Genomic DNA, 21,528 nt, shown 5'->3' with positions numbered 1-21,528 from the left:
GCCAGCTCCTACATTTCCATGGCGTGTCAGCCATTGCGCGTCAATTGTTGCGTCTGGCGCAAACGCATGTGCAACAGCGGATAAGGCTGACCCATGCCGTCATGCTCGGAGCGGCCGATCACCTCGAAGCCCTGTTTGAAGTAGAAACCCAGGGCTTGGGGGTTTTGTTCGTTGACGTCCAGCTCATCGGCGTTCAAGTGCTCCAGGGCATAACGCAGCAGCTGTTTGCCCAAGCCCTGGCCACGGTGGGCCGGGTCAATGAAGAGCATTTCGATCTTGCCCGACGCGACGCCGGCAAACCCGGTAATGCGCTGGCGCGGGTCTTTGGTACAGATCAACATCACTGCATCAAGGTAGCGGGTCAGCACCAGGTTCTTCAGCAGTTCGATGTAGCTGTCGGGCAGAAAGTCATGGGTGGCGCGCACCGATGCTTCCCAAACCCGGGTGAGTTCTTCGTAGTCGCTGTGTTTCGGTGTATGGATGACCGAATGTTGGCGCATGCCCGCCTGCCTCTTTAGCCTGGATGATGAGAGTCCTTTCGTACCCAAAACGATAGACGTAAAAAAGCCCCGCATCTCGTCAAGAGAGCGGGGCTTTTCGTATTTTTTGCGTTTAGATCTGTTCAGCCCACAGGTCGTATTCGTCGGCGTCGGTCACTTTGCACCAGACTTTGTCGCCCGGCTTCAAGTTGCTGCCGTTATCGATGAACACGTTGCCGTCGATTTCCGGGGCATCAAAGAAGCAACGACCCACCGCGCCTTGATCGTCGACTTCATCGACCAATACTTCGATTTCACGACCGACGCGCATTTGCAGGCGTGCCGAGCTGATGGCCTGCTGGTGCGCCATGAAGCGATCCCAGCGGTCTTGCTTGACGTCGTCCGGAACGATGGCCGCGTCCAGCAAGTTGGCCGGGGCGCCTTCGACCGGCGAGTACTGGAAGCAGCCGACGCGGTCGAGCTGGGCTTCGGTCAGCCAGTTCAGCAGGTACTGGAAGTCTTCTTCGGTTTCGCCTGGGAAGCCGACGATGAAGGTCGAACGGATGATCAAGTCCGGGCAGATCTCGCGCCAGTTTTTGATGCGGGCCAGGGTCTTGTCTTCGAAGGCCGGACGTTTCATGGCCTTCAGCACTTTCGGGCTGGCGTGCTGGAACGGGATATCGAGGTACGGCAGGATTTTCCCGGCCGCCATCAGCGGGATCAGCTCGTCGACGTGCGGGTACGGGTAAACGTAGTGCAAGCGAACCCAGACACCGAGGGTGCTCAGGGCTTCGCAGAGTTCGGTCATGCGGGTTTTCACCGGCGCGCCGTTCCAGAAACCGGTGCGGTATTTCACGTCGACGCCATAGGCGCTGGTGTCTTGCGAGATCACCAACAGCTCTTTGACACCGGCCTTGACCAGGCGCTGGGCCTCGTCGAGCACATCGCCGACTGGACGGCTGACCAGTTTGCCGCGCATCGACGGGATGATGCAGAAGCTGCAGCTATGGTTGCAGCCTTCGGAAATCTTCAGGTAGGCGTAGTGGCGCGGCGTCAGCTTGATGCCTTGCGGCGGCACCAGGTCGATCAGCGGGTTGTGATCCTGACGTGGGGGGACGGCGTCGTGCACGGCGTTGACCACTTGCTCGTATTGCTGCGGACCGGTCACGGCCAGTACGCTCGGGTGCACGTTGCGGATGGTGCCTTCTTCGACGCCCATGCAGCCGGTCACGATAACCTTGCCGTTTTCCTTGATGGCTTCGCCGATCACTTCCAGCGATTCAGCCTTGGCCGAGTCGATGAAGCCGCAGGTGTTGACCACCACGACGTCGGCGTCCTGATACGTGGACACAACGTCATAGCCTTCCATGCGCAGCTGGGTAAGGATGCGCTCGGAGTCGACCAGTGCTTTGGGGCAACCCAGGGATACGAAGCCAACCTTTGGATTGGCCGGCGCAGGAGTGGTGGACATGTCTAACCTCGGTATTTGTGACGCCTCCAGCCGAAGTCGGCAAGGCGACAAACGGGCGCTTTGTCGCGCCTCTGATCAAAAAGTGCGCAATTCTAGCGATGAGTCGTTCACTTGACCAGCTTTATGCAGGGAAATACGACGAGTGCTGCGCTATGCTTCGCGCCGTTACGCTTTACCGAATTTTTACAGTCAATAAAACGTCTGTAACCATAAGTAAAACAGCGCATGCTGCACGGCAAAGCATAGTGCTTCTTCCAAAGAAGTCCGGTCTGGGTAGTAGGAGTGGTGGATGGGTCAGGCAAGTAGTCAGGCGGCGGGTGCCGGTCATTCGGTGGCGAAGCCGATAGGCATGCTGGTCGCGGCGGTCGGGGTGGTTTATGGCGACATCGGCACGAGCCCGTTGTACACCCTCAAAGAAGTGTTTTCCGGTGGCTATGGCGTACCGGTCAATCATGACGGCGTGTTGGGAATCCTGGCGCTGATCTTCTGGTCGCTGATCTGGGTTGTCTCGATCAAGTACATGATGTTTGTCCTGCGCGCCGATAACCAGGGCGAAGGCGGGATCATGGCCTTGACTGCACTGGCCCGGCGAGCGGCGGCGGGGCATCCGAAGTTGCGTGGCTTTCTGGTGGTTTGCGGGCTGATCGGCGCGGCGCTGTTCTACGGCGACAGCATGATTACCCCGGCGATCTCCGTACTCTCGGCGATTGAGGGCTTGGGGCTGGCATTCAATGGCATCGACCATTGGGTGGTGCCGCTCTCGCTGATCGTGCTGGTGGCGCTGTTCCTGATTCAGAGCCACGGCACCGCGCGGATCGGCATTCTGTTTGGACCGATCATGGTGACCTGGTTTCTGGTGCTGGGCGCGCTGGGTGTCTACGGCATCATGCAGCACCCTGAAGTGTTGCAAGCGATGAACCCGGTCTGGGGCGTACGCTTCTTCGTCACTCATCCGGGCATGGGCGTGGCCATCCTCGGCGCGGTAGTACTGGCACTGACCGGTGCCGAAGCGCTGTACGCCGATATGGGCCATTTCGGTCGCAAGCCGATTGCCCGCGCATGGTTCATTCTTGTACTGCCGGCGCTGGTGCTCAATTACTTCGGCCAGGGTGCGCTGCTGCTCGGTGATCCAGAAGCTGCTCGCAACCCGTTCTATCTGTTGGCTCCGAGCTGGGCGCTGATTCCATTGGTGGGCTTGTCGACCCTGGCCACGGTGATTGCTTCTCAGGCGGTGATTTCCGGTGCGTTCTCCCTGACCCGTCAGGCGATTCAGCTCGGTTATATTCCGCGCATGCACATTCGCCACACCTCCAGCGCCGAACAAGGCCAGATCTACATCGGCGCAGTGAACTGGGCGCTGATGGTCGGCGTGATTTTGCTGGTGCTGGGTTTCGAATCTTCCGGTGCGCTGGCCTCGGCTTATGGTGTGGCCGTGACCGGGACCATGCTGATGACCACCATCCTGGTGTCGGCGGTGATACTGCTGCTGTGGAAATGGCCTCCGTTCCTCGCTGTGCCGCTATTGATCGGTTTCCTGTTGGTGGACGGTCTGTACTTCGCCGCCAACGTGCCGAAAATCGTGCAGGGCGGGGCATTCCCGGTGATCGCCGGTATCGCGCTGTTTGTGCTGATGACCACTTGGAAACGCGGCAAGCAATTGCTGGTCGAGCGTCTCGATGAGGGTGGATTGCCACTGCCGATCTTCATCAGCAGCATCGCCGTGCAACCACCGCATCGCGTCCAGGGCACTGCAGTGTTCCTGACCGCACGCCCGGACGCCGTGCCGCATGCGCTGTTGCACAACCTGCTGCATAACCAGGTGCTGCACGAGCAAGTGGTACTGCTGACGGTGGTGTACGAAGACATTCCGCGAGTACCTGCATCCCGGCGCTTCGAGGTCGATTCCTACGGCGAAGGTTTCTTCCGGGTGATCCTGCACTTCGGCTTCGTCGACGAACCAGACGTACCGCAGGCGTTGAAGCTGTGTCATCTGGATGACCTGGATTTCAGTCCGATGCGCACCACCTACTTCCTCAGTCGCGAGACGGTGATCGCCTCCAAGCTAGAAGGCATGGCTCGCTGGCGTGAGGGGCTGTTCGCCTTCATGTTGCAGAACGCCAACGGCAACCTGCGTTTCTTCAATCTGCCGCTGAACCGGGTGATTGAGCTGGGTACACAAGTAGAGATGTAAGCCCCATCAAAAAGCCCCCGTTTGCCATGAAGGCAGCGGGGGCTTTTTTGTGTCTGATGCTCCGAACTGACGAGAATACTGTAGGAGCGAGCTTGCTCGCGAAGGTCGTGAACGATAACGCGTGAAACCGGCAAACCCGCGGCGCCTTTGGGTTTCTCGCGAGCAAGCTCGCTCCTACAGGGGAATTCGGTGCCCGCTGCACTCAAGCCGTTAGTTTTTAGATTCAGTCGTAGTCCGAGCAGGTCGCTCGAGCACCTTAACCACATCATCTACCACTGCCTTGCTCATCGCCGTCAGATAATGCGCGGCCCAGATATGTCGGTCGGTATCACGGTTAAAGGCAGCATCTCTGGTCAGTTCTTTGGCAAGGAACAGAAAATCAGAAGCCATGGCTAACGCATCGCCGAGGGGAACGTCTCGGGTGACATGGAACAGCGGTTGGTTTGAGCAGTAGATGAGAGGGGTGAGGCCGATGGTTTTCAGTTCTGACGTTTCGGGCGGATTTGTTTTGTTCATAGTCTTGCTCCTTGACATAGGGAGCTGCTGCATTCGTTACCACACGAATGGGAGGCAGCTGTGCGCAGGGTGGTAAACCGGGAGCCAAGGAGACCGGCACGCCCGAAAGCGTCCCACGCACAGCCGCCATAACACAGAATCACAGCCATACATCCGACTGCATTCGTGAAGGGAAGCTGTTGCGCCTTTACTCGCCGGGTTACCACACCCGATCGCTGAATGGTCAGCGACGTCCGGAGAGTATCCCGTCGAAGAAAAGCGCAACAAGGCATCAAAGTGCCCAAAAAGCACGATTCGGAGTTTGCCTACAAGGTCTGTGGGCGTCATCCGATATTGCGACACCTTTGGTAAACGAAAGTAAACGCGGCGAGCAATTTTACGATCGCTGGAAGGAGACTCGCGTTTTCTACAGTTTGCGGTATGTCGAATTCGACGCAATACTCTGCGTAGAACAGTGTGTTCAAATTTGCACGAGTAGGTAGAGAGGTGAGTATGACGGCATTATTAGAGCGTGCTGACCAAGCCATATCGGTGACTGCCATGGTCAGGGGCTTCAGCGCGAGGCTCAAGGAGATTTCCAGTCGCACCACTGAGCGCCTGGTTATCTTCAAAGACAATCAACCGGCTGCGGTAATTATCAATGTCGATGCGTATCAGGAAATGCTCGACGAGCTGGATGACCTTCGGATTGAAGTAGCCGCTCGGGAACGCCTGACCGGTTTTGATGAGACCAAGGCAGTCAGCCATGACGATATGCGGGCACGGTACGCCAGGAAAGACTAAAGGAGCTGTGGATGGTTTGGGGCGTGATCTATCATCCGGAGGTTCAGAAGGATCTGGATCTATTGGGAGCTGTGGCGGCGAATCGCATTCGTGACGAAGAGGTCTACGACGCGACAGAGCGTCGGCTCTAACGACAAAACCCTTGAGGCCAAAGGGCATACCTGTAGGAGCGAGCTTGCTCGCGATGATCGTCAACGATAACGCGGTTAGCTTGATACCCCGAGGAGTTCTCAGGTTTTTCGCGAGCAAGCTCGCTCCTACAGTGGATCTGTGATGTCAGTTGGAATGAAAAAGCCCCCGCTACCGTGAGGCAGCGAGGGCTTTTTTTGTTCGGCGGGGTTCAGATCACTCCTGAGCCGTCGCCTCATCCTTGGCTTGCCGTTTGACGATGATGTCCACCAGACGCTGGGCCAGCGCCGGGTAGTTTTCGTCGAAGTGATGGCCGCCAGGCAGTTTCATCGCTTCGCCTACCGCGGTCTTGTCGGTGCAGCCGCTTTCATCGACTTCTTCTTCACCGTAGATGCACACCACTTTCTCGGGCGGCAGCTTGGCCATTTCCGGGCCGGTGGCGGCTTCTTTACCGGCGTTGCCGAGCCAGCCTTCGACTTCGATTTCGAAGCTGCCGGTGCGGGCGAAGGCCAACAGGATGATTGCATCGACGCGCTGTTGTTCCGACTCGGCCAGCCGGTTGTAGATCGCCGGGAGGACGTCGGCGCCGAAGGAGTAGCCGGTCAGGATGAAGCGCTTGGTGCCCCATTTCTGCCGGTAGTGCTGCATCAGTTCGGCGAGGTCCAGGGCGCTTTGCTCCGGGCTCTTGTGTTGCCAGTAGTAGCGCAGGGTGTCGATCCCGACGACCGGGTAGCCGATCTTCGCCATCTCGCCCGCGACGTCGCGATCCAGGTCGCGCCAGCCGCCATCACCGGACAGGAACAGGGTGACGGTGTCCTTGGCCTGGCCGGCCGGGACTTCGACCACCGGAATCTGCAGGCCGCCAGCGGCTTTGTCGCCGCCGACGAGGATCTTGCGCAGTTCGTTGTTCAGCACCTGCGGCAAGTTGATGTCGTAGTCGCTGATGCTGGTTTCGGCGTTGGGTTGGTCTCGCACGAAGCCCGCGCTGGCGTCGTCCGGGTTGTCGTTCCAGGCCACCAGCCAATGCCCGTGGGCGGCGCTTTTCGGCAGCAGGTGGGTGCAGCCGGGTTTTTCCAGCGCCAGATCGACGGAAACGGCCTGGGCCTTGTCGTTCTTCTGCTCGGACAACCAGCGCCACGCCAGCACGGCACCAGGGCCGATGCCACTGACCAGGGTGGCCGGGCCTTTGAGTTCTCGCAGGGCCGATTGCAGCGCACGACTTTGCAGCAGGCATTCTTTGGGCAGAATCACTTGAACAATCTGCGCCGAGGCGGAGCGGCTCAGGGTCATCAGTTGTTGGTCGCTGAGCTTCTGGTCTTCATTGACCGCTACCAGCACTTGGGCCTTCGGCGTGGTACCGGGAATTACGCGGGTCATGACGGCGCCATCGACCGGTGTCAGCAATTCGAGCGTCGGTGCCGGTGCCGGACGTTTCAGGTACCAGTACCCGCCACCGAGAATCAGGGCCAGCACTACCAGTGTGGCCAGTACGTACCGCAAGGAGCGTTGAATCATCAGCGTTTCACCAATCCAGTCAAGCCGCCCGCAATCAGGGCAGCAGTATCGGCCAGGGCGACCAGCGGATCGAGTCCGGCGGGCACGGCCATATAACGGGGTTCCCAGTCAGGCTGGAATTTGTCTTTGAAGCGGCGCAAACCTTGGAAGTTGTAGAGCTGCTCACCACGGCGGAAAACCATCGAGCCCAGACGCTGAGTCAGTGGCGCGCCCCGACGGGGTTGAAGCCCCGACAGCGGCACCATGCCCAGGCTGAACCGTGCATATCCATGATTTTTATAATGCTGTATCAGGCCGACCATCATGAACTCCATGGTCAGCTTAGGGGCGTCCGGGTGCGCGCGCATCAGGTCGAGGCTGGCCAAATCGTGGCCGTAGGTCTCGAGCAGGTTGGCGAATGCCACTGGGCGTCCTTCAAAGCGAATCACCGCGACGCGGAAGTGTTTGAGGTAATCATCGCTGAAACGGCCGAGGGAGAAGCCTTTCTCGCGCACATTTTTACCGGTCAGCCAGGCATCGGAAATCACCTTGAGCTCATCCATCGGCGCTTGCCCGGGCTCATGGATCTCCAGCGACAGACCATCGCGGGTGCCACGATTCCAGGTGTAGCGCAGGTCCTTCATCTCTTTGCCCTTGGCCTCGAGATCAAAGCGCTGCAGATTGACCCGGGCTTCTTCGCCGAGCTTGATCGCGGTCAGGCCGATGTCCATGTAGTACGGCAGGTTCTCGGCGCGCACTTGATAGAACACAGGGCGGGCGTGATGGATGTCGCAGAGGTCGCGGAACTGCCAGATCATTTCCGCCCGTTGCTGGGTCGGGCCGATCGGGTCATACAGCGCCACCAGACTGCGGCCACGGCGGGCGTACATCAGGAACGCCTCGTCGTTAGGGTGAAACAACAGCGCCTTGTCACCGGTCAGCGCCAGGCCACCATCCGGTTGGGCGGAGGCCATGAGGATCTTCACTGCGCGGTCCAGTTCTTCCGGTGTCGGCAGGTGGATCACCGGGCGCGCGGTGCGCAACAGCCAGGTCAGAGACACCACCACCAACAGCACGGCGGCGCCGAGCAGTGAGCGCAATCCGCGAGGGGCGTCGGCATCGAGGGTGAACTGCCACCAGAGTTGATGGCTGTACGGAACGTCCTGATAGGCAAACAACAGCAGCCATATCGACGCGCCGAGTACGCAAAGGCTGGACACCAGATACAGCGGCGAGAACGGCACTTCGGTCAGGCGGCTGGCGCGATAGAACGAGCGCCGGAAAACCCCCAGCAGGCTCGCGGTCAGGGTCATCAGGCAGGCTTCTTCCCAGTCGAAACCCTTGAGCAAAGAGAGCAGGGCGCCGACCAGCAACAGAATGGTGGTCAGCATCCACGCGGCCGACAGTCGCCGACGCAGGCCCTGGGCCAGCAGCAGGCAAAGAACACCGATCAGGCTGGCGCCGAAGTGCGAGGCGTCGACCAATCGATGCGGGATCAGAAAACCGATGTGCTCCAGGCGGGTGTCGATTTCCGGCGTTGCCCCAGAGAACAGCAGTACCACGCCGGACAGGAACACCAGCACCGCGAGAATCGGCGCCGCGAGGCCAGACGCAACCCTCAAGGACTGGCGCGACTGAAACAGGCGCTGACCTTCGTTGATCAGCAGGAACACGCAGGCCACCAGCAACGGCAGCACCACATAGATCAGGCGATAGAGCAGCAGGGCAGCCGCCAGCGGTGCCGCGCCGAGTGTGTCGGAGAAGGCGGCCAGCAGAATCGCTTCGAACACCCCGACGCCGCCGGGCACATGGCTGAGCACGCCAGCGGCCAACGCCAGCAGGTACACCAGCAGGAATGCGCCGAAGGGCGGTGCTTCGGGCAGCAACAGATAGAGCACCGTCGCGGCAGCAGCCACGTCCAGGGCCGTGATGATCAGTTGCAGAAAGGTCAGTCGGCGGCCCGGCAGGCGCAAGGTGCGGCGTCCGACCTTGACCAGCAGGTTATCCGGGTAAGGCTGGTCCGGCAGGCGACGGCGGTAAATGCCGATGGCCAGGACCGAGAACAGCAGCAGTAACGCCACGGCAATCGAGCCCAGCAATATCTCGGACAGACCCAGCGCCGAAGAGGCGGCAGGCAGGTCGCTGAGGGTCGCCAGGGCGGCGAGCGGGGGCAGGGCACAGCCGAGTGAGAGGCTGGCGAACAACGTCATGTGCGCGACTTCAGCGGCGCCCAGGCCATGTCGTGCATATAAACGGTAGCGAACCGAGCCACCCGACAGCATCGACAGGCCAATCGCATTGCCAATGGCGAACGCGGTGAAGCCGCCCAGTGCCAGTGTTCGCGGTGCCAGCGTCACGCCGGCATAGCGGCTGGCCGACCACTCGTAGCCCAGCAGAACAATGAAACCGACCACGGTCGCGCCCAGCGCGCCGAGCAACGCCGGTTTAGGTACTTCAAGAATCGAGTCGTGCAGAGCGTACAGGTCCAGCTCGCTCAACAGATGGCGACAGGCAATCAACGCGATAGCGAACAACAGCAACGTGACGGCCAAGCCGATGGGCTGACGGTATTTGCTGATTCGATCAAGCAGGCGCAGGCGCTCGGCTTTGATCGGTTGTGTCGCTGTGACGGTGTCTTGTGAATCAGACGAGTTGGCGCGCATCAATCACCTCTTGGATTGTGCGCGACAGGATGGGGGTATCGAGTCAAGTTACCAATCCCTGTAGAAAAAAATAATCACAAATATTAACGCCTCTCACCGGTATTAGGCGACGGCACGTCATCAGTCGTAGAGGGGCCTGCCTGCGATTCAGCATAGTCTGATCTCAGAGCGGTGGTGATCCCGAACGGTTCACTACAGAGTGACAGATCATTGTTGCGAAAGGACTTTTTCAACAGATACAAAAAAGGCCACTCTTTCGAGTAGCCTTTTTTGATGTTTGGTTGCGGGAGCCGGATTTGAACCGACGACCTTCGGGTTATGAGCCCGACGAGCTACCAGACTGCTCCATCCCGCGTCTGTGTGGCGGCATTCTATAGAGATACGCCGGGGTGTCAACCGTTAATCCTGAATAGGGTCAAATAAGCGTAAAAGAGTGGCGAACGGTCATAGGGGCGTCTTAAGTTTCGGAATCAGAACGATTTCTCATTTCCGCGCACGATCGGATGTGCACGTCGTTTTTTTACAAAACAGACACGCACAAAAAAGGCCACTCTTTCGAGTAGCCTTTTTTGATGTTTGGTTGCGGGAGCCGGATTTGAACCGACGACCTTCGGGTTATGAGCCCGACGAGCTACCAGACTGCTCCATCCCGCGTCTGTGTGTCGGCATTCTACAGAGGATCGCGGGGCTGTCAACCTTCAATCTGGATAAAACTCTTCTGGTTCAATCGCTTAGCATAAAAAACGAGGAGGCGTTATCGGCTGTAAGGCAGACGTGGCAAGGCTTGCAGCTCTATTGGGATGAGCTTGTCGATTGATAAAATAAATTCATCCGGTACTTTTCCTACGCGTAGAAAAGAACATTCAGACTACTGGTGCTATATACAGTTGCCAGTGAGATACTGCCTATCCGGCACGCTATGACTCCTTTTCATCGCCATGAACACCGCTTTTATATGACCCAGCGAAAAATCATCCACGTCGACTGTGACTGCTTCTACGCGGCGATCGAGATGCGTGATGACCCGCGCCTGGCCGGTAAACCTTTGGCGGTGGGCGGTTCGGCGGATCGGCGCGGGGTGATCGCCACCTGCAACTATGAGGCGCGGGCGTACGGTGTGCGCTCGGCCATGTCTTCCGGGCATGCCCTGAAGCTGTGCCCGGACCTGACCATCGTCAAACCGCGGATGGACGCCTATAGAGAAGCGTCGAAGGAAATTCATACGATCTTTCGCGATTACACCGATCTGATCGAGCCGCTTTCTCTCGATGAGGCCTACCTCGACGTATCGGACAGTGCACATTTCGGCGGCAGCGCCACGCGAATTGCCCAGGACATCCGGCGGCGAGTGTCCAATCAGCTGCACATCACCGTCTCGGCCGGCGTGGCGCCGAACAAGTTTCTCGCCAAGATCGCCAGCGACTGGAAAAAGCCCAACGGTTTGTTCGTTATCACGCCGGATCAGGTCGAGGACTTTGTCAGTGGCTTGCCTGTCAGCAAGTTGCACGGAGTTGGCAAAGTCACCGCCGATAAGCTGGGCAGGCTCGGCATCGTCGATTGCTCGCATTTGCGCGAGTGGGACAAGTTGGCATTGGTGCGAGAGTTTGGCAGTTTCGGTGAGCGTCTCTGGAGCCTGGCGCGTGGGATCGATGATCGGCTGGTGCACAACGACAGTCGTCGGCAGTCGATCAGTGTCGAGAACACCTATGACGTGGACTTGCCGGATCTGGTCAGTTGCCTGGATAAGCTGCCCGAGTTGCTGGAAACCCTGAGTAGTCGCATGGCGCGGATCGACAGTAGCTATCGGCCGGGCAAACCGTTCGTCAAAGTAAAATTCCATGACTTCACCCAGACCACGCTGGAGCAAGCCGGGGCAGGGCGGGATTTGGGCAGCTATCAGTTGTTGCTGACCCAGGCCTTCAATCGGGGCGGGAAACCGGTGCGATTGTTGGGGGTAGGGGTGCGGCTGGAGGATTTGCGGGGTGGGTTTGAGCAGATGGAGTTGTTTGAGCGGTAGGACTGAAAAAGCAAAAGATCGCAGCCTTCGGCAGCTCCTACATCGGAGTGCGCTCCCTTGTAGGAGCTGCCGAAGGCTGCGATCTTTTAAGGGGCTTAATTCGGTCCCGGATCCGCCACCAGTCGCCCGGCATTCTTGGTCAACGACTTGAGAAATTCCGTCTGCAACTCCGGATCGTTGCGCGTCAGTTCGATCAGGCTCTGTTCCAGCTCACTGGCTTCTTCTTCCAGACCCAGCTCCGACAGACGTTTGACCCGGTGCACCCACTGGCTCACTTCATCGTCTTCGAGGTCATCGTAAATCAACCCGTGGGCTTCCAGCAGCTTGCCACGCAATGAGCTGCTGATCGCCAGGGATGAGTCGGTGCGCACATCGCCCTGGCTGTCTTCGACCCTGATCAGCAGTCGGCTTAAATGATTGATGTCATGTTCGGCGAACGGGCTGTCCAACAGGTTCAGGCGCAATACGCCGTTTTTGTCGGTGGTCAGTTCGAAGGTTTCCTTGCCGGCCTTGACCTCAACCGGACGTTCGCTCCAGGGCAGGCTCGAGTATTCGGTGCGTTTGTCGCGCTGAACTTCGTCGATGCCCGCCAGGTTCTGTTGCGCGCGGCCATGAGACTGCACGTTCATGAACGGGTTGAGCCCGGCGATACCATAGCTGAGCCAGTCCTTCGTCACGCTGTCTGGCAGATTGCCGAGAGCGAACACGTTGACCACATTCGCACCGATACCGGCGACCACGGCCACCGCGCCCAGCGGAATCTCGTAGATCTCCCGCCAGGGTTGGTAGGGCGTGTAGCGGTCATAGCGACGCGTGACTTCGAACTCGGTGATTTCAAACGTCTTCTGTTCGTGAATTTTCACCCGGCGTTGCGGAAGCTCAAGCATCTTGGGCTCGCCGACATCGATCTGCAGGCTGTGGTCGAGCAGTTTTCGCTCGACGCGCTCCTCGTGCTCATTGCGTTGTGACATGTGATTGGCACAGCCGCTGACCAGCAGGGTGCCGCACAGGGCGGCACCACCGAGGCCTAAGGTGTTTCGCTTGAACATGACTTCTCTATCTGGTGTCAGCGGCGGATACGGGCCTGGAGGAAGGACAGCACGTCAGCGACCGGCAGCGCTTGCGCGTCGGGCTCAGTGCGGCTCTTGTATTCCAGATTGCCTTCGGCAAGGCCGCGGTCACTGACCACGATCCGGTGAGGAATGCCGATCAGCTCCATGTCCGCGAACTTGATGCCCGGGCTGGTCTTTTTGTCACGATCATCCAGCAGCACTTCGAAACCGGCAGCCGTCAGTTCTGCGTACAGTTTGTCGGTGGCTTCGCGAACCTGCTCGGTTTCGTAGCGCAGTGGCACCAGTGCGACCTGGAACGGCGCCAATGTGTCGCTCCAGATGATTCCGTTGGCGTCGTTGTTCTGCTCGATGGCAGCAGCCACCACGCGGGAAACGCCGATGCCGTAGCAGCCCATTTCCAGTGTGACCGGCTTGCCGTTCTCGCCCAGCACTTCGCACTTCATCGCTTTGCTGTACTTGTTGCCCAGCTGGAAGATGTGCCCGACTTCGATGCCTCGCTTGATTTCCAGCGTGCCTTTGCCGTCAGGGCTAGGATCGCCGGCGACAACGTTGCGCAGGTCGGCAACGGTCGGAACCGGCAGATCGCGCTCCCAGTTCACGCCGAAGTAGTGCTTGTCGTCGATGTTGGCACCGATACCGAAGTCGCTCATCAGTTCGACGGAACGGTCGATAATGATTGGCAGTGGCAGGTTCAACGGGCCAAGGGAGCCGGCGCCGGCGCCAATGGCGTCGCGCAGTTCGGACTCGGACGCCATGACCAGCGGGCTGGCGACGCCAGGCTGGTTGGCGGCCTTGATTTCGTTCAGCTCATGGTCGCCACGGATGATCAGGGCAATCAGCTTGCCCTGCTCTTCAGCGTGAACCACCAGGGTCTTGATGGTCTTCTCGATCGGCAGGTTGAAGCCTTCGACCAGTTGCGCGATGGTCTTGGCGTTCGGGGTGTCGACCAGGCGTAGCTCTTCGGCAGGCAGTGCGCGGGAGGTTTCGCGCGGCACGGCTTCAGCTTTCTCGATGTTCGCGGCGTAGTCGGAACCGTTGCTGAAGACGATATCGTCTTCGCCGGATTCGGCCAGAACGTGGAACTCGTGGGAGCCGGCGCCGCCAATCGAGCCGTTGTCGGCTTCAACGGGACGGAACTTCAGGCCCAGACGGGTGAACACGTTGCAGTACGCCTGGTGCATGCGGTCGTAAGTGACCTGCAGCGAAGCCTGGTCCGCGTGGAAGGAGTAGGCGTCCTTCATGATGAATTCGCGGCCGCGCATCAAACCGAAGCGTGGACGGATTTCGTCACGGAATTTGGTCTGGATCTGATACAGGTTGATTGGCAGCTGTTTGTAGCTGCTCAACTCGTTGCGCATCAGGTCGGTGATGACTTCTTCGTGGGTCGGGCCGGCGCAGAAGTCGCGACCGTGGCGATCCTTGAAACGCAGCAATTCAGGGCCGTATTCTTCCCAGCGACCGGATTCCTGCCACAGCTCAGCCGGTTGAGTGCTCGGCATCAACACTTCGAGAGAGCCGGCGGCGTTCATTTCTTCGCGAACGACGGCTTCGACCTTGCGCATCACTCGCAAGCCCATCGGCAGCCAGGTGTACAGGCCCGAGGCGAGTTTGCGGATCATGCCGGCGCGCAGCATCAGCTGATGGCTGATCACGACCGCGTCGGAAGGCGTTTCTTTCTGTGTGGCGAGCAAAAATTGACTGGTGCGCATGGTTGGCCGTTGTCGGTTGCTGATGACGAGAAATGACGGAGCATTGTACGGGCGAGATCCGCCGACGTACAGGCGTGCGGTCGGCGGTGTGGCGGGAGGGCGGGAATCGCGCCGCTCTTTGCGATGCATCCTGCGTAAAGAGCCTACGACTCTTCCACCACCTGCGTCGGAACCGGCTCTGGTTTAGGGGTCGGACCTGCGCGGCGGCTCTCCTGGAACCAGTGCAGGGCGATCAGCAGCAGTGTCGGAACGCCCAGCAAGGCGGTAATCAGGAAGAAGTTGTGATAGCCGAATTTCTCCACCATGACACCCGAGTAGCCGCCGATCAGGCGTGGCAGCAAGAGCATGATCGAGCTGAGCAGGGCGTATTGGGTGGCGGAGAACTTGAGGTTGGTCAGGCTCGACAGGTAGGCGACGAACGCCGAGGTCGCCAGGCCCGAGCTGAAGTTGTCCAGGGAAATGGTGAGAATGAGCATGTTCAGGTTGGCGCCCATGTCGGCGAGCATCAGGAACAGCAAGTTGGTGGCGGCTGACGCAACGCCGCCAATGAACAGAATCGGCAGGATGCCGAAGCGCACGATCAACAGGCCGCCCATGCCGGCGCCGACCAGGGTCATGATCAGGCCGAAGATCTTGCTGACGCTGGCAATCTGATCCTTGGTGAAACCTTGATCGATGTAGAAAACGTTGGCCATGACGCCCATCACCGTATCGGACATCCGATAGGTGGCGATCAGTCCCAGCAGCAGCAGAGCCTGCCAGCGGTAACGCAGAATGAAATCGTTGACCGGTGTCAGCACCGGTGCCAGGCCGCGGCGGCCCATGGACGACAGGCACAAGGCTGTGAGCATGGTGTAGAGGATCGCCCGCAGGAATGCGCGGTCTTCGAGAAGCAGGTCGAGCAAGCTCACGCCTTTAAACAACACGCTGGCGAAATCGGTGTAGTAGAGCTGGGTGAACATGGCTGGCACGGAAATCAGCAATACGATCAGCACGAACACCGACGCCAGTTGATGCACAAAGCTGTAGCGCCCGGCCTGCAACTGAGTGCGCAGCGGCACCGGCGGTTCGCGCATGAACAACGAGGTCAGCAGCGCAGGCACCATCAGGGCGCCAAACAGCACGTAAGTGCCGGCCCAGGCTGAATGCTTGTAGTTGAAGCCGGTGGAGCCGAAACCCTCGGCAAAGAACAGCGCGCCGGCGGTGGCCAGCAGCGCGGCAATCCGATAACCCGACATATAGCTGGCGGCCAGTGCGGCTTGTCGGTTGTCTTCAGCAATCTCCAGGCGATAGGCGTCGATGGCGATGTCTTGCGTCGCCGAGGCGAACGCAACGACTACCGCGATAGCGATCAGCCAGGACAAATGCTTTTGCGGGTCGCAGAAGCCCATCCCGATCAAACCGAGAATAACCAGTGCCTGGGAAAGGACCAGCCAGGAGCGTCGTCGACCGAGTTTGCCGAGCAATGGCAGGCGCCATTGGTCGAGCAGCGGTGACCAAACCCATTTAAAGGCGTAGGCCAGGCCGATCAGGCTTGCATAGCCAATGGTTTCGCGAGCCACGCCGGCTTCACGCAGCCAGACCGACAGTGTCGAAAACACCAGCATGTAGGGCAGGCCTGCGGCGAAGCCGAGCAACAACAGCACGAGCGTTGAAGGGCTGGCATAGGCGGCGAGCGCGGCGCGCCAGGTTTTACGGGGCATGGGCTGGAGTCTGCCTCAAGAGTTACGGAAACAAAGCGCGCACTCTAACCGCTGTGGTCCACCGGACGCCAGCCATGGCGCTGAATATCAACACGATTATTCAGGATACTGACGCCCTCCATGCGCAAACGCGCGCGTTGTTCATCCCCTGAAGGGCTGCCAACAGGCAGGCTGATACGCCCGCCGGCGCCGAGTACACGGTGCCAGGGTAGTTTGCTGTCGCCCGGCAATTGGCTCAGTGTTCGCCCGACCCAGCGGGCGGCGCGGCCCAGGCCCGCCAGTTCAGCGAGTTGGCCGTAACTGACGACTTTGCCCTCGGGGACTTGGGCCAATGTCAGGTAGAGCGCCGTGCGTCGGATTTGCGCCGCGCTTTCGGGTTCGGTGGTTGCGTCGGTCACGTCCTGGGTTCCTGTAGGAGCGAGCTTGCTCGCGATGGGCGTTAACGATGACGGGATGCTCTGGAGGATCCGTCAATTTAAAGTTTATCGCAGCAATCGAGCGTCGACCGGCTGCTCCTGCAGAAATGAACTCAATAGAAATAGTCGGGTCAGTCCTTGCTAGGGCCTTATTCCTGCGGATAATGCCGACTTTTTTTCGCAATCTTGAGCCCGTGTTTGCTTATGGTGTCCAGAACCCTGCTATGCCTCGCTGTCTTGAGCGCTTCCACGCCGTTGCTCGCCGATACTGTCTGGTTGAAGAACGGTGACAAACTGAGTGGCAAGATCACTCTTTTCGATGGTGGCAAACTGTTGATCCAGACCGATTACGCCGGTGCGATTCCTATCGACTGGAAGCAGGTCAAGACCCTGGAAAGCGATCAGGAACTGCTGGTCAAGCAGGATGCCTACACCGGCGAGAAAGCCAAGTCGCTGCATGCGGCAGGCGACGGCAAGGTGATCCTGGCCAACGGTGAAGCCCCCAAGACCGTTGAGCTCGCGAGTATCCAGCAGATTCTCAAGCCTAAGCCTGTGGTCGAGGATCTGGTGTGGAAGGGGAATATCGATGCCGCGCTGGATTATCAGCGGGCGGAAAAGGACACCGATGACTACGACATCGACTTCAAGACCACTGCGCGTCATGGTCGATGGCGACATACCGCGGAAGGTGAGTACAACCGTGAATTCCAGGATGACGTGGTCACCACGAACAACTGGCGGGCCGAGTACTCCCTTGACCGCTTCCTGACCGATAAATGGTTCTGGCAAGGTCGTCTGGTCTACAAGCACGACACGGTCGAAGACCTTTCCCGTCAGCGCACCGTCGGTACCGGTCCGGGTTATCAGTTCTGGGACGACGAATTGGGCGCATTCTCCCTGGGCTCGCTGGTCAATCGCACGGACTATGAGTTCGCCGATGGCAGCAAGGAGAACTTCTATTCCCTGGCGATGAAGTGGGATTACAACCGCTACCTGATTGGCAAGCGCGTCGAGTTCTTCACCAATGGCGAAGTCGCCAAGCCATTATCCGGCGTGGCCGATTATGCGCTGGATGCCGAGACGGGGCTGCGCTACAAGGTCACCGAGTGGGCGTCGCTGAATCTGAAGGCCGAGAAGCACATCATCACCGGTAGCGAAGAAGCTGATCTGAGCAAGACGCGGTATACGGCAGGGTTTGGCGTGACCTGGTAAGACGCCAAGATTAAAAGATCGCAGCCTTCGGCAGCTCCTACATTGGATTGGCGTACATTCTGTAGGAGCTGCCGAAGGCTGCGATCTTTTTGTACCTGTAAAACACACAGGCACAAAAAAGCCCCGCTTTTGAGGGCGGGGCCTTTTACTAAAGCAAGTACAAGTTAGATAACTTGAACTTCTTCAGCTTGCATGCCTTTCTGACCGCGGGTAGCGATGAAAGAAACCTGTTGGCCTTCTTTCAGGCTTTTGAAGCCGTCGGATTGGATAGCTTTGAAGTGAACGAACAGGTCGTCACCGGATTGTGGAGTGATGAAGCCGAAGCCTTTTTCATCGTTGAACCACTTAACGGTACCGGTTTGGCGATTAGACATGGTGTAACTCCTTGAACAAAGATAACTGCGACTCAGGAAGAACCCTGGCCGAGACTGAGTGCAAAGAGCAGGAAAAATTCTTGTAGATGGTTGGATCGAAATTCAACATATCGTGTAGAGATTCTCAGTGACACAAGCAGCACAGTGGCGCCACCTTAACCCTTTTTCCGGAACGTGCCAATGCTTCTTGCGAAGGTTTCTCTGTTTTCATGACTGACGGTCCGTCAATTTGCGCGCCAGCCCCGCAATTTACCGGGGATCGGCAAGATTTGCGCCCCGGACTTTGAACCCGGCGGCGCGCCCCGGTAAGATGCCGGACAGAATTTTTCCACCTCGCTATTCAGGACACCCGCCATGAGCATCAAATCGGACAAGTGGATTCGCCGCATGGCGCAAGAGCACGGCATGATCGAGCCCTTCGTAGAGCGCCAGGTGCGCGGTGAAGGCGCCGACCGAGTGATTTCCTACGGTGTGTCGAGCTATGGCTACGACGTGCGTTGCGCCGATGAATTCAAGGTGTTCACCAACATCAATTCGGCGACCGTCGATCCGAAGAACTTCGACGAGAAGAGCTTCGTCGACGTCAAGAGTGACGTCTGCATCATTCCGCCGAACTCGTTCGCCCTGGCGCGCACCGTGGAGTTCTTCCGCATTCCGCGCAACGTGCTGACCATCTGCCTCGGTAAAAGCACCTACGCGCGCTGCGGCATTATCGTCAACGTGACGCCGCTTGAGCCAGAGTGGGAAGGCCACGTGACCCTGGAATTCTCCAACACCACGACCCTGCCGGCGAAAATCTACGCCAATGAAGGCGTGGCACAGATGTTGTTCTTCGAATCCGACGAAGAGTGCGAAGTCTCCTACAAGGACCGTGGTGGCAAGTATCAGGGCCAGCTCGGCGTCACCCTGCCACGCACCTGATCCATTCATCTGGTAACTGGCGGGAATTCTTGAGCAGGTAGACACTCTATTGGGGTGTACTGCCCGGTTCGCGTACAGCGGAACGGGCCATTGCTCAGGAGTGCTGTATGAAGATCGATCCACGAATAAGTGCCGAACTGGCAAGGCTTGAGCCCAATCAGGTTGGCGTTTTGGCCTGGTCCTTGTTGGCACATCCGCCTATCAGCGGGGCAGGGGGCATCCCCGGCCAGCCTGATCCCGATACGCCAAACGAACAACCTATGGAGCCCGGAGAGCCCACCCTGCCGGATGAGCCGCCTCCCGCGCCCGTTGCTTGAAACCCTACCGCTGGCGAACTTGTAGGAGCGAGCTTGCTCGCGAAGGTCCTGAGAGCAACGCGTTTATTCTGGAAAAACGCGTCATCGTTAACGTCCTTCGCGAGCAAGCTCGCTCCTACAGGGATTTGTAGGTGTGCTGCCGATTTACTTCAGGTTGCCGCTGAGGAATTGCTTCAGCCGTTCACTTTTCGGATTGCCGAGCACGTCTTCCGGCGCGCCTTCTTCCTCCACCAAGCCCTGGTGCAGAAACAGCACCTGGCTCGACACCTTTCGGGCAAAGCTCATTTCGTGCGTGACCATGATCATGGTCCGGCCTTCTTCAGCCAAACCCTGGATCACTTTGAGCACTTCGCCCACCAGTTCAGGGTCGAGCGCTGAAGTCGGTTCGTCGAACAGCATGACTTCCGGCTCCATGGCCAGTGCGCGGGCAATTGCAACGCGCTGTTGCTGGCCGCCCGAGAGAAAGGCCGGGTACTGATCCGCCACCCGTGCCGCCAGACCGACCTTGTCGAGGTAACGGCGGGCACGGTCTTCGGCCTCTTTCTTGTCACAGCCCAGCACCCGGCGTGGCGCCATGGTGATGTTTTCCAGCACCGTCATGTGGCTCCACAGGTTGAAGTGCTGGAACACCATGGCCAGACGGGTGCGGATCCGTTGCAGTTCATCGGCATCGGCCACGTGCATGCCATGGCGGTCCTTGATCATGCGGACGTTCTGGCCGTCGAGGCTCATGGCGCCGTCGTTGGGTTGTTCCAGAAAGTTGATGCAACGCAGGAAGGTACTTTTGCCCGAGCCGCTGGCGCCGATCAGGCTGATGACATCGCCGGTGTTGGCCTTGAGCGAAACACCTTTGAGTACTTCATGATCGCCATAGCTTTTATGCAGGCCTTCGATGGTCAGTTTGTACATGGGGCATGCATCCTCAAGGCGAAAGTAGGTAGCCGCTGCGATAGGCTTCGGTGCCCGCGACATGGGCGATCACCATGCCGGCAGTGGCCATGCGGCGCAGCGAACGGGCGTACATCAACCCGGCGGCGGTGCAATGGACAGGGGTGACGCGATCGTTGATCGGGTCAATGATTTCGGCGATCAGTTGCCCGGCTTCGAGGTATTCCCCCGGCAACGCGGTGAATACCAGCAGCCCGCCCACAGGTGTGGCCACCGGTTCGACACCGGCCAGCGGTGTGGCCGGGTAGGGCAGTTCGGGCAGCAGCGCCGGTTCACCGTCGATTGCGCCGTAATGAATCAGGTAGTCGATCAATGCCTGGCTGTCGAGACTGGCCAGAGGGTGATTGACGTCACCCTGGCCGCGCAATTCGACGGTGACCGAGAGACTGCCGAGCGGTATATCGAAATGCTCGCCGAAGCGTTCTTTCAACTGCCACCAGAGCAGGGTGAAACACTCATCGAACGACTGACCGCCAGAGTCGGTGGCCAGCAGACTGGCTTCAGCTCCAATGTAACGGGCCAACGGCTCGACCAAGGGCCAGGCTTCAGGCGTGGTGTAGAGGTGCGCGACCGCTTCGAAATCGCAATGCAAGTCCAGCACCATGTCAGCATCGCAGGCCAGGCGTTGCAGGGTCAGGCGCTGGGATTGCAGTTGAGTGCCGGCGGTCTGCCGGGCGAGGGCGCCGCGCAGGCTGTCGCGGATCAGTTTGAGGTTGTGCTGTGGATCGTCGCCGAGCTGGCCTTCGATTTCATTGCCGACCTCTTCACTCAAATCCACGAACCAACGATTGAAGTTCTGCCCGCTTTCCAGCTCATAGCGGCCCAGCGGCACATCCATCAGCACTTGTTCCAGGCCGACCGGATTGGCCACCGGGACCAGCACGATTTCGCTGCGCAGGCGGCCAGCGGCTTCCAGGTCTGCCAGACGCTGCTTGAGGTGCCAGGCGACCAGCATGCCGGGCATTTCATCGGCGTGCAGGGATGACTGGATGTAGATCTTGCCTTTGGCCGACTCCGGGCCGAAATGGAAACTGTGTATCTGTCGTGCGGTCCCTGGCAGCGGGGCCAGCAGGTCATGAATCGTGTGGCGCATGTCTCTTTATTCCTAAAGC

Annotated in this window: 18 protein-coding genes and 2 tRNA genes; 6 read left to right on the top strand and 14 right to left on the bottom strand. The window is 58.9% G+C overall.

Going from position 1 to position 21,528, the window contains the following annotated elements; genetic code table 11:
• Positions 1–26: 26 nt before the first annotated feature.
• Together JFU37_RS06615 and rimO are read right to left on the bottom strand one after the other, a co-directional pair.
• Positions 27–500: a GNAT family N-acetyltransferase gene (locus tag JFU37_RS06615; RefSeq protein WP_201114267.1), complete on the bottom strand. Its 474-nt coding sequence runs from the start codon at positions 498–500 to the stop codon at positions 27–29.
• A gap of 112 nt (positions 501–612) precedes the next feature.
• Positions 613–1,950: a 30S ribosomal protein S12 methylthiotransferase RimO gene (rimO, locus tag JFU37_RS06610; protein WP_201114265.1), complete on the bottom strand. Its 1,338-nt coding sequence runs from the start codon at positions 1,948–1,950 to the stop codon at positions 613–615.
• 289 nt (positions 1,951–2,239) lie between these two features.
• On the opposite strand from rimO, the gene JFU37_RS06605 reads away from it, so the two are divergent.
• Positions 2,240–4,141, top strand: coding sequence for a potassium transporter Kup (locus JFU37_RS06605; protein WP_201114263.1), 1,902 nt, complete (start codon positions 2,240–2,242; stop codon positions 4,139–4,141).
• Between the two features lie 210 nt (positions 4,142–4,351).
• Here the strand turns inward: JFU37_RS06605 and JFU37_RS06600 are convergent, their stop codons facing one another.
• Positions 4,352–4,657, bottom strand: coding sequence for a DUF3077 domain-containing protein (locus tag JFU37_RS06600; protein WP_201114261.1), 306 nt, complete (start codon positions 4,655–4,657; stop codon positions 4,352–4,354).
• Between the two features lie 492 nt (positions 4,658–5,149).
• Here JFU37_RS06600 and JFU37_RS06595 point away from each other — a divergent pair, with 492 nt between their 5' ends.
• The gene (locus tag JFU37_RS06595) at positions 5,150–5,440 is read left to right on the top strand and encodes a type II toxin-antitoxin system Phd/YefM family antitoxin (protein ID WP_201114259.1); all 291 of its coding nucleotides are present in this window, start codon (positions 5,150–5,152) and stop codon (positions 5,438–5,440) included.
• A 345-nt stretch (positions 5,441–5,785) separates the two neighbouring features.
• On the opposite strand, the gene JFU37_RS06590 is transcribed toward JFU37_RS06595, so the two are convergent.
• The 4 genes from JFU37_RS06590 to JFU37_RS06575 all read right to left on the bottom strand — a co-directional run bounded on the left by JFU37_RS06590 (position 5,786) and on the right by JFU37_RS06575 (position 10,380).
• Entirely contained in the window at positions 5,786–7,084 is a 1,299-nt protein-coding gene (locus JFU37_RS06590; protein WP_201114257.1) for a virulence factor family protein, read from the bottom strand.
• A complete protein-coding gene (gene mprF, locus JFU37_RS06585; RefSeq protein ID WP_201114254.1) occupies positions 7,084–9,726 on the bottom strand; it encodes a bifunctional lysylphosphatidylglycerol flippase/synthetase MprF in 2,643 nt (880 codons plus the stop codon). Before mprF ends, JFU37_RS06590 begins: the two co-directional genes overlap by 1 nt.
• Positions 9,727–10,004: 278 nt before the next feature.
• Positions 10,005–10,081: transfer RNA gene (locus JFU37_RS06580), tRNA-Met, on the bottom strand.
• 222 nt (positions 10,082–10,303) lie between these two features.
• A tRNA-Met gene (locus tag JFU37_RS06575) sits at positions 10,304–10,380 on the bottom strand.
• Positions 10,381–10,681: 301 nt separating this feature from the next.
• On the opposite strand from JFU37_RS06575, the gene dinB reads away from it, so the two are divergent.
• Positions 10,682–11,743 carry a DNA polymerase IV gene (gene dinB / locus JFU37_RS06570; protein WP_201114252.1) on the top strand — a complete coding sequence of 354 codons (1,062 nt, stop codon included), beginning with the start codon at positions 10,682–10,684 and terminating at the stop codon, positions 11,741–11,743.
• 95 nt (positions 11,744–11,838) lie between these two features.
• Here the strand turns inward: dinB and JFU37_RS06565 are convergent, their stop codons facing one another.
• The 4 genes from JFU37_RS06565 to JFU37_RS06550 form a co-directional block, all read right to left on the bottom strand.
• The gene (locus JFU37_RS06565) at positions 11,839–12,792 is read right to left on the bottom strand and encodes a hypothetical protein (protein ID WP_201114244.1); all 954 of its coding nucleotides are present in this window, start codon (positions 12,790–12,792) and stop codon (positions 11,839–11,841) included.
• Between the two features lie 17 nt (positions 12,793–12,809).
• Complete coding sequence (locus JFU37_RS06560; RefSeq protein WP_201114242.1) at positions 12,810–14,525, bottom strand: proline--tRNA ligase; 1,716 nt, start codon at positions 14,523–14,525, stop codon at positions 12,810–12,812.
• Between the two features lie 143 nt (positions 14,526–14,668).
• On the bottom strand, positions 14,669–16,228 hold the full coding sequence (locus JFU37_RS06555) for an AmpG family muropeptide MFS transporter (RefSeq protein WP_201114241.1): 1,560 nt from the start codon (positions 16,226–16,228) through the stop codon (positions 14,669–14,671).
• 44 nt (positions 16,229–16,272) lie between these two features.
• A complete protein-coding gene (locus tag JFU37_RS06550) occupies positions 16,273–16,626 on the bottom strand; it encodes an MGMT family protein (protein WP_201114240.1) in 354 nt (117 codons plus the stop codon).
• Positions 16,627–16,848: 222 nt separating this feature from the next.
• Here JFU37_RS06550 and JFU37_RS06545 point away from each other — a divergent pair, with 222 nt between their 5' ends.
• A complete protein-coding gene (locus tag JFU37_RS06545; protein WP_201114239.1) occupies positions 16,849–17,856 on the top strand; it encodes a DUF481 domain-containing protein in 1,008 nt (335 codons plus the stop codon).
• A gap of 164 nt (positions 17,857–18,020) precedes the next feature.
• Here JFU37_RS06545 and JFU37_RS06540 read toward each other — a convergent pair whose 3' ends face one another.
• Positions 18,021–18,230, bottom strand: coding sequence for a cold-shock protein (locus JFU37_RS06540; RefSeq protein WP_002554837.1), 210 nt, complete (start codon positions 18,228–18,230; stop codon positions 18,021–18,023).
• Positions 18,231–18,584: 354 nt separating this feature from the next.
• Here JFU37_RS06540 and dcd point away from each other — a divergent pair, with 354 nt between their 5' ends.
• Positions 18,585–19,151, top strand: a complete 567-nt coding sequence (gene dcd / locus JFU37_RS06535; RefSeq protein WP_201114238.1) for a dCTP deaminase — start codon at positions 18,585–18,587, stop codon at positions 19,149–19,151.
• A 107-nt stretch (positions 19,152–19,258) separates the two neighbouring features.
• Positions 19,259–19,468, top strand: coding sequence for a hypothetical protein (locus JFU37_RS06530; RefSeq protein ID WP_201114237.1), 210 nt, complete (start codon positions 19,259–19,261; stop codon positions 19,466–19,468).
• Positions 19,469–19,612: 144 nt separating this feature from the next.
• Here JFU37_RS06530 and JFU37_RS06525 read toward each other — a convergent pair whose 3' ends face one another.
• Together JFU37_RS06525 and JFU37_RS06520 are read right to left on the bottom strand one after the other, a co-directional pair.
• Complete coding sequence (locus JFU37_RS06525) at positions 19,613–20,377, bottom strand: ABC transporter ATP-binding protein (RefSeq protein WP_201114236.1); 765 nt, start codon at positions 20,375–20,377, stop codon at positions 19,613–19,615.
• Positions 20,378–20,390: 13 nt separating this feature from the next.
• Positions 20,391–21,509 carry a succinylglutamate desuccinylase/aspartoacylase family protein gene (locus JFU37_RS06520; protein ID WP_201114228.1) on the bottom strand — a complete coding sequence of 373 codons (1,119 nt, stop codon included), beginning with the start codon at positions 21,507–21,509 and terminating at the stop codon, positions 20,391–20,393.
• Positions 21,510–21,528: the final 19 nt, after the last annotated feature.

It is taken from the genome of Pseudomonas sp. TH41 (assembly GCF_016650695.1).
In the GTDB taxonomy this organism is placed as follows: domain Bacteria; phylum Pseudomonadota; class Gammaproteobacteria; order Pseudomonadales; family Pseudomonadaceae; genus Aquipseudomonas.
Note: the sequence above shows the minus strand (reverse complement) of the source record. Positions and strands in the feature narration are given on the sequence as shown.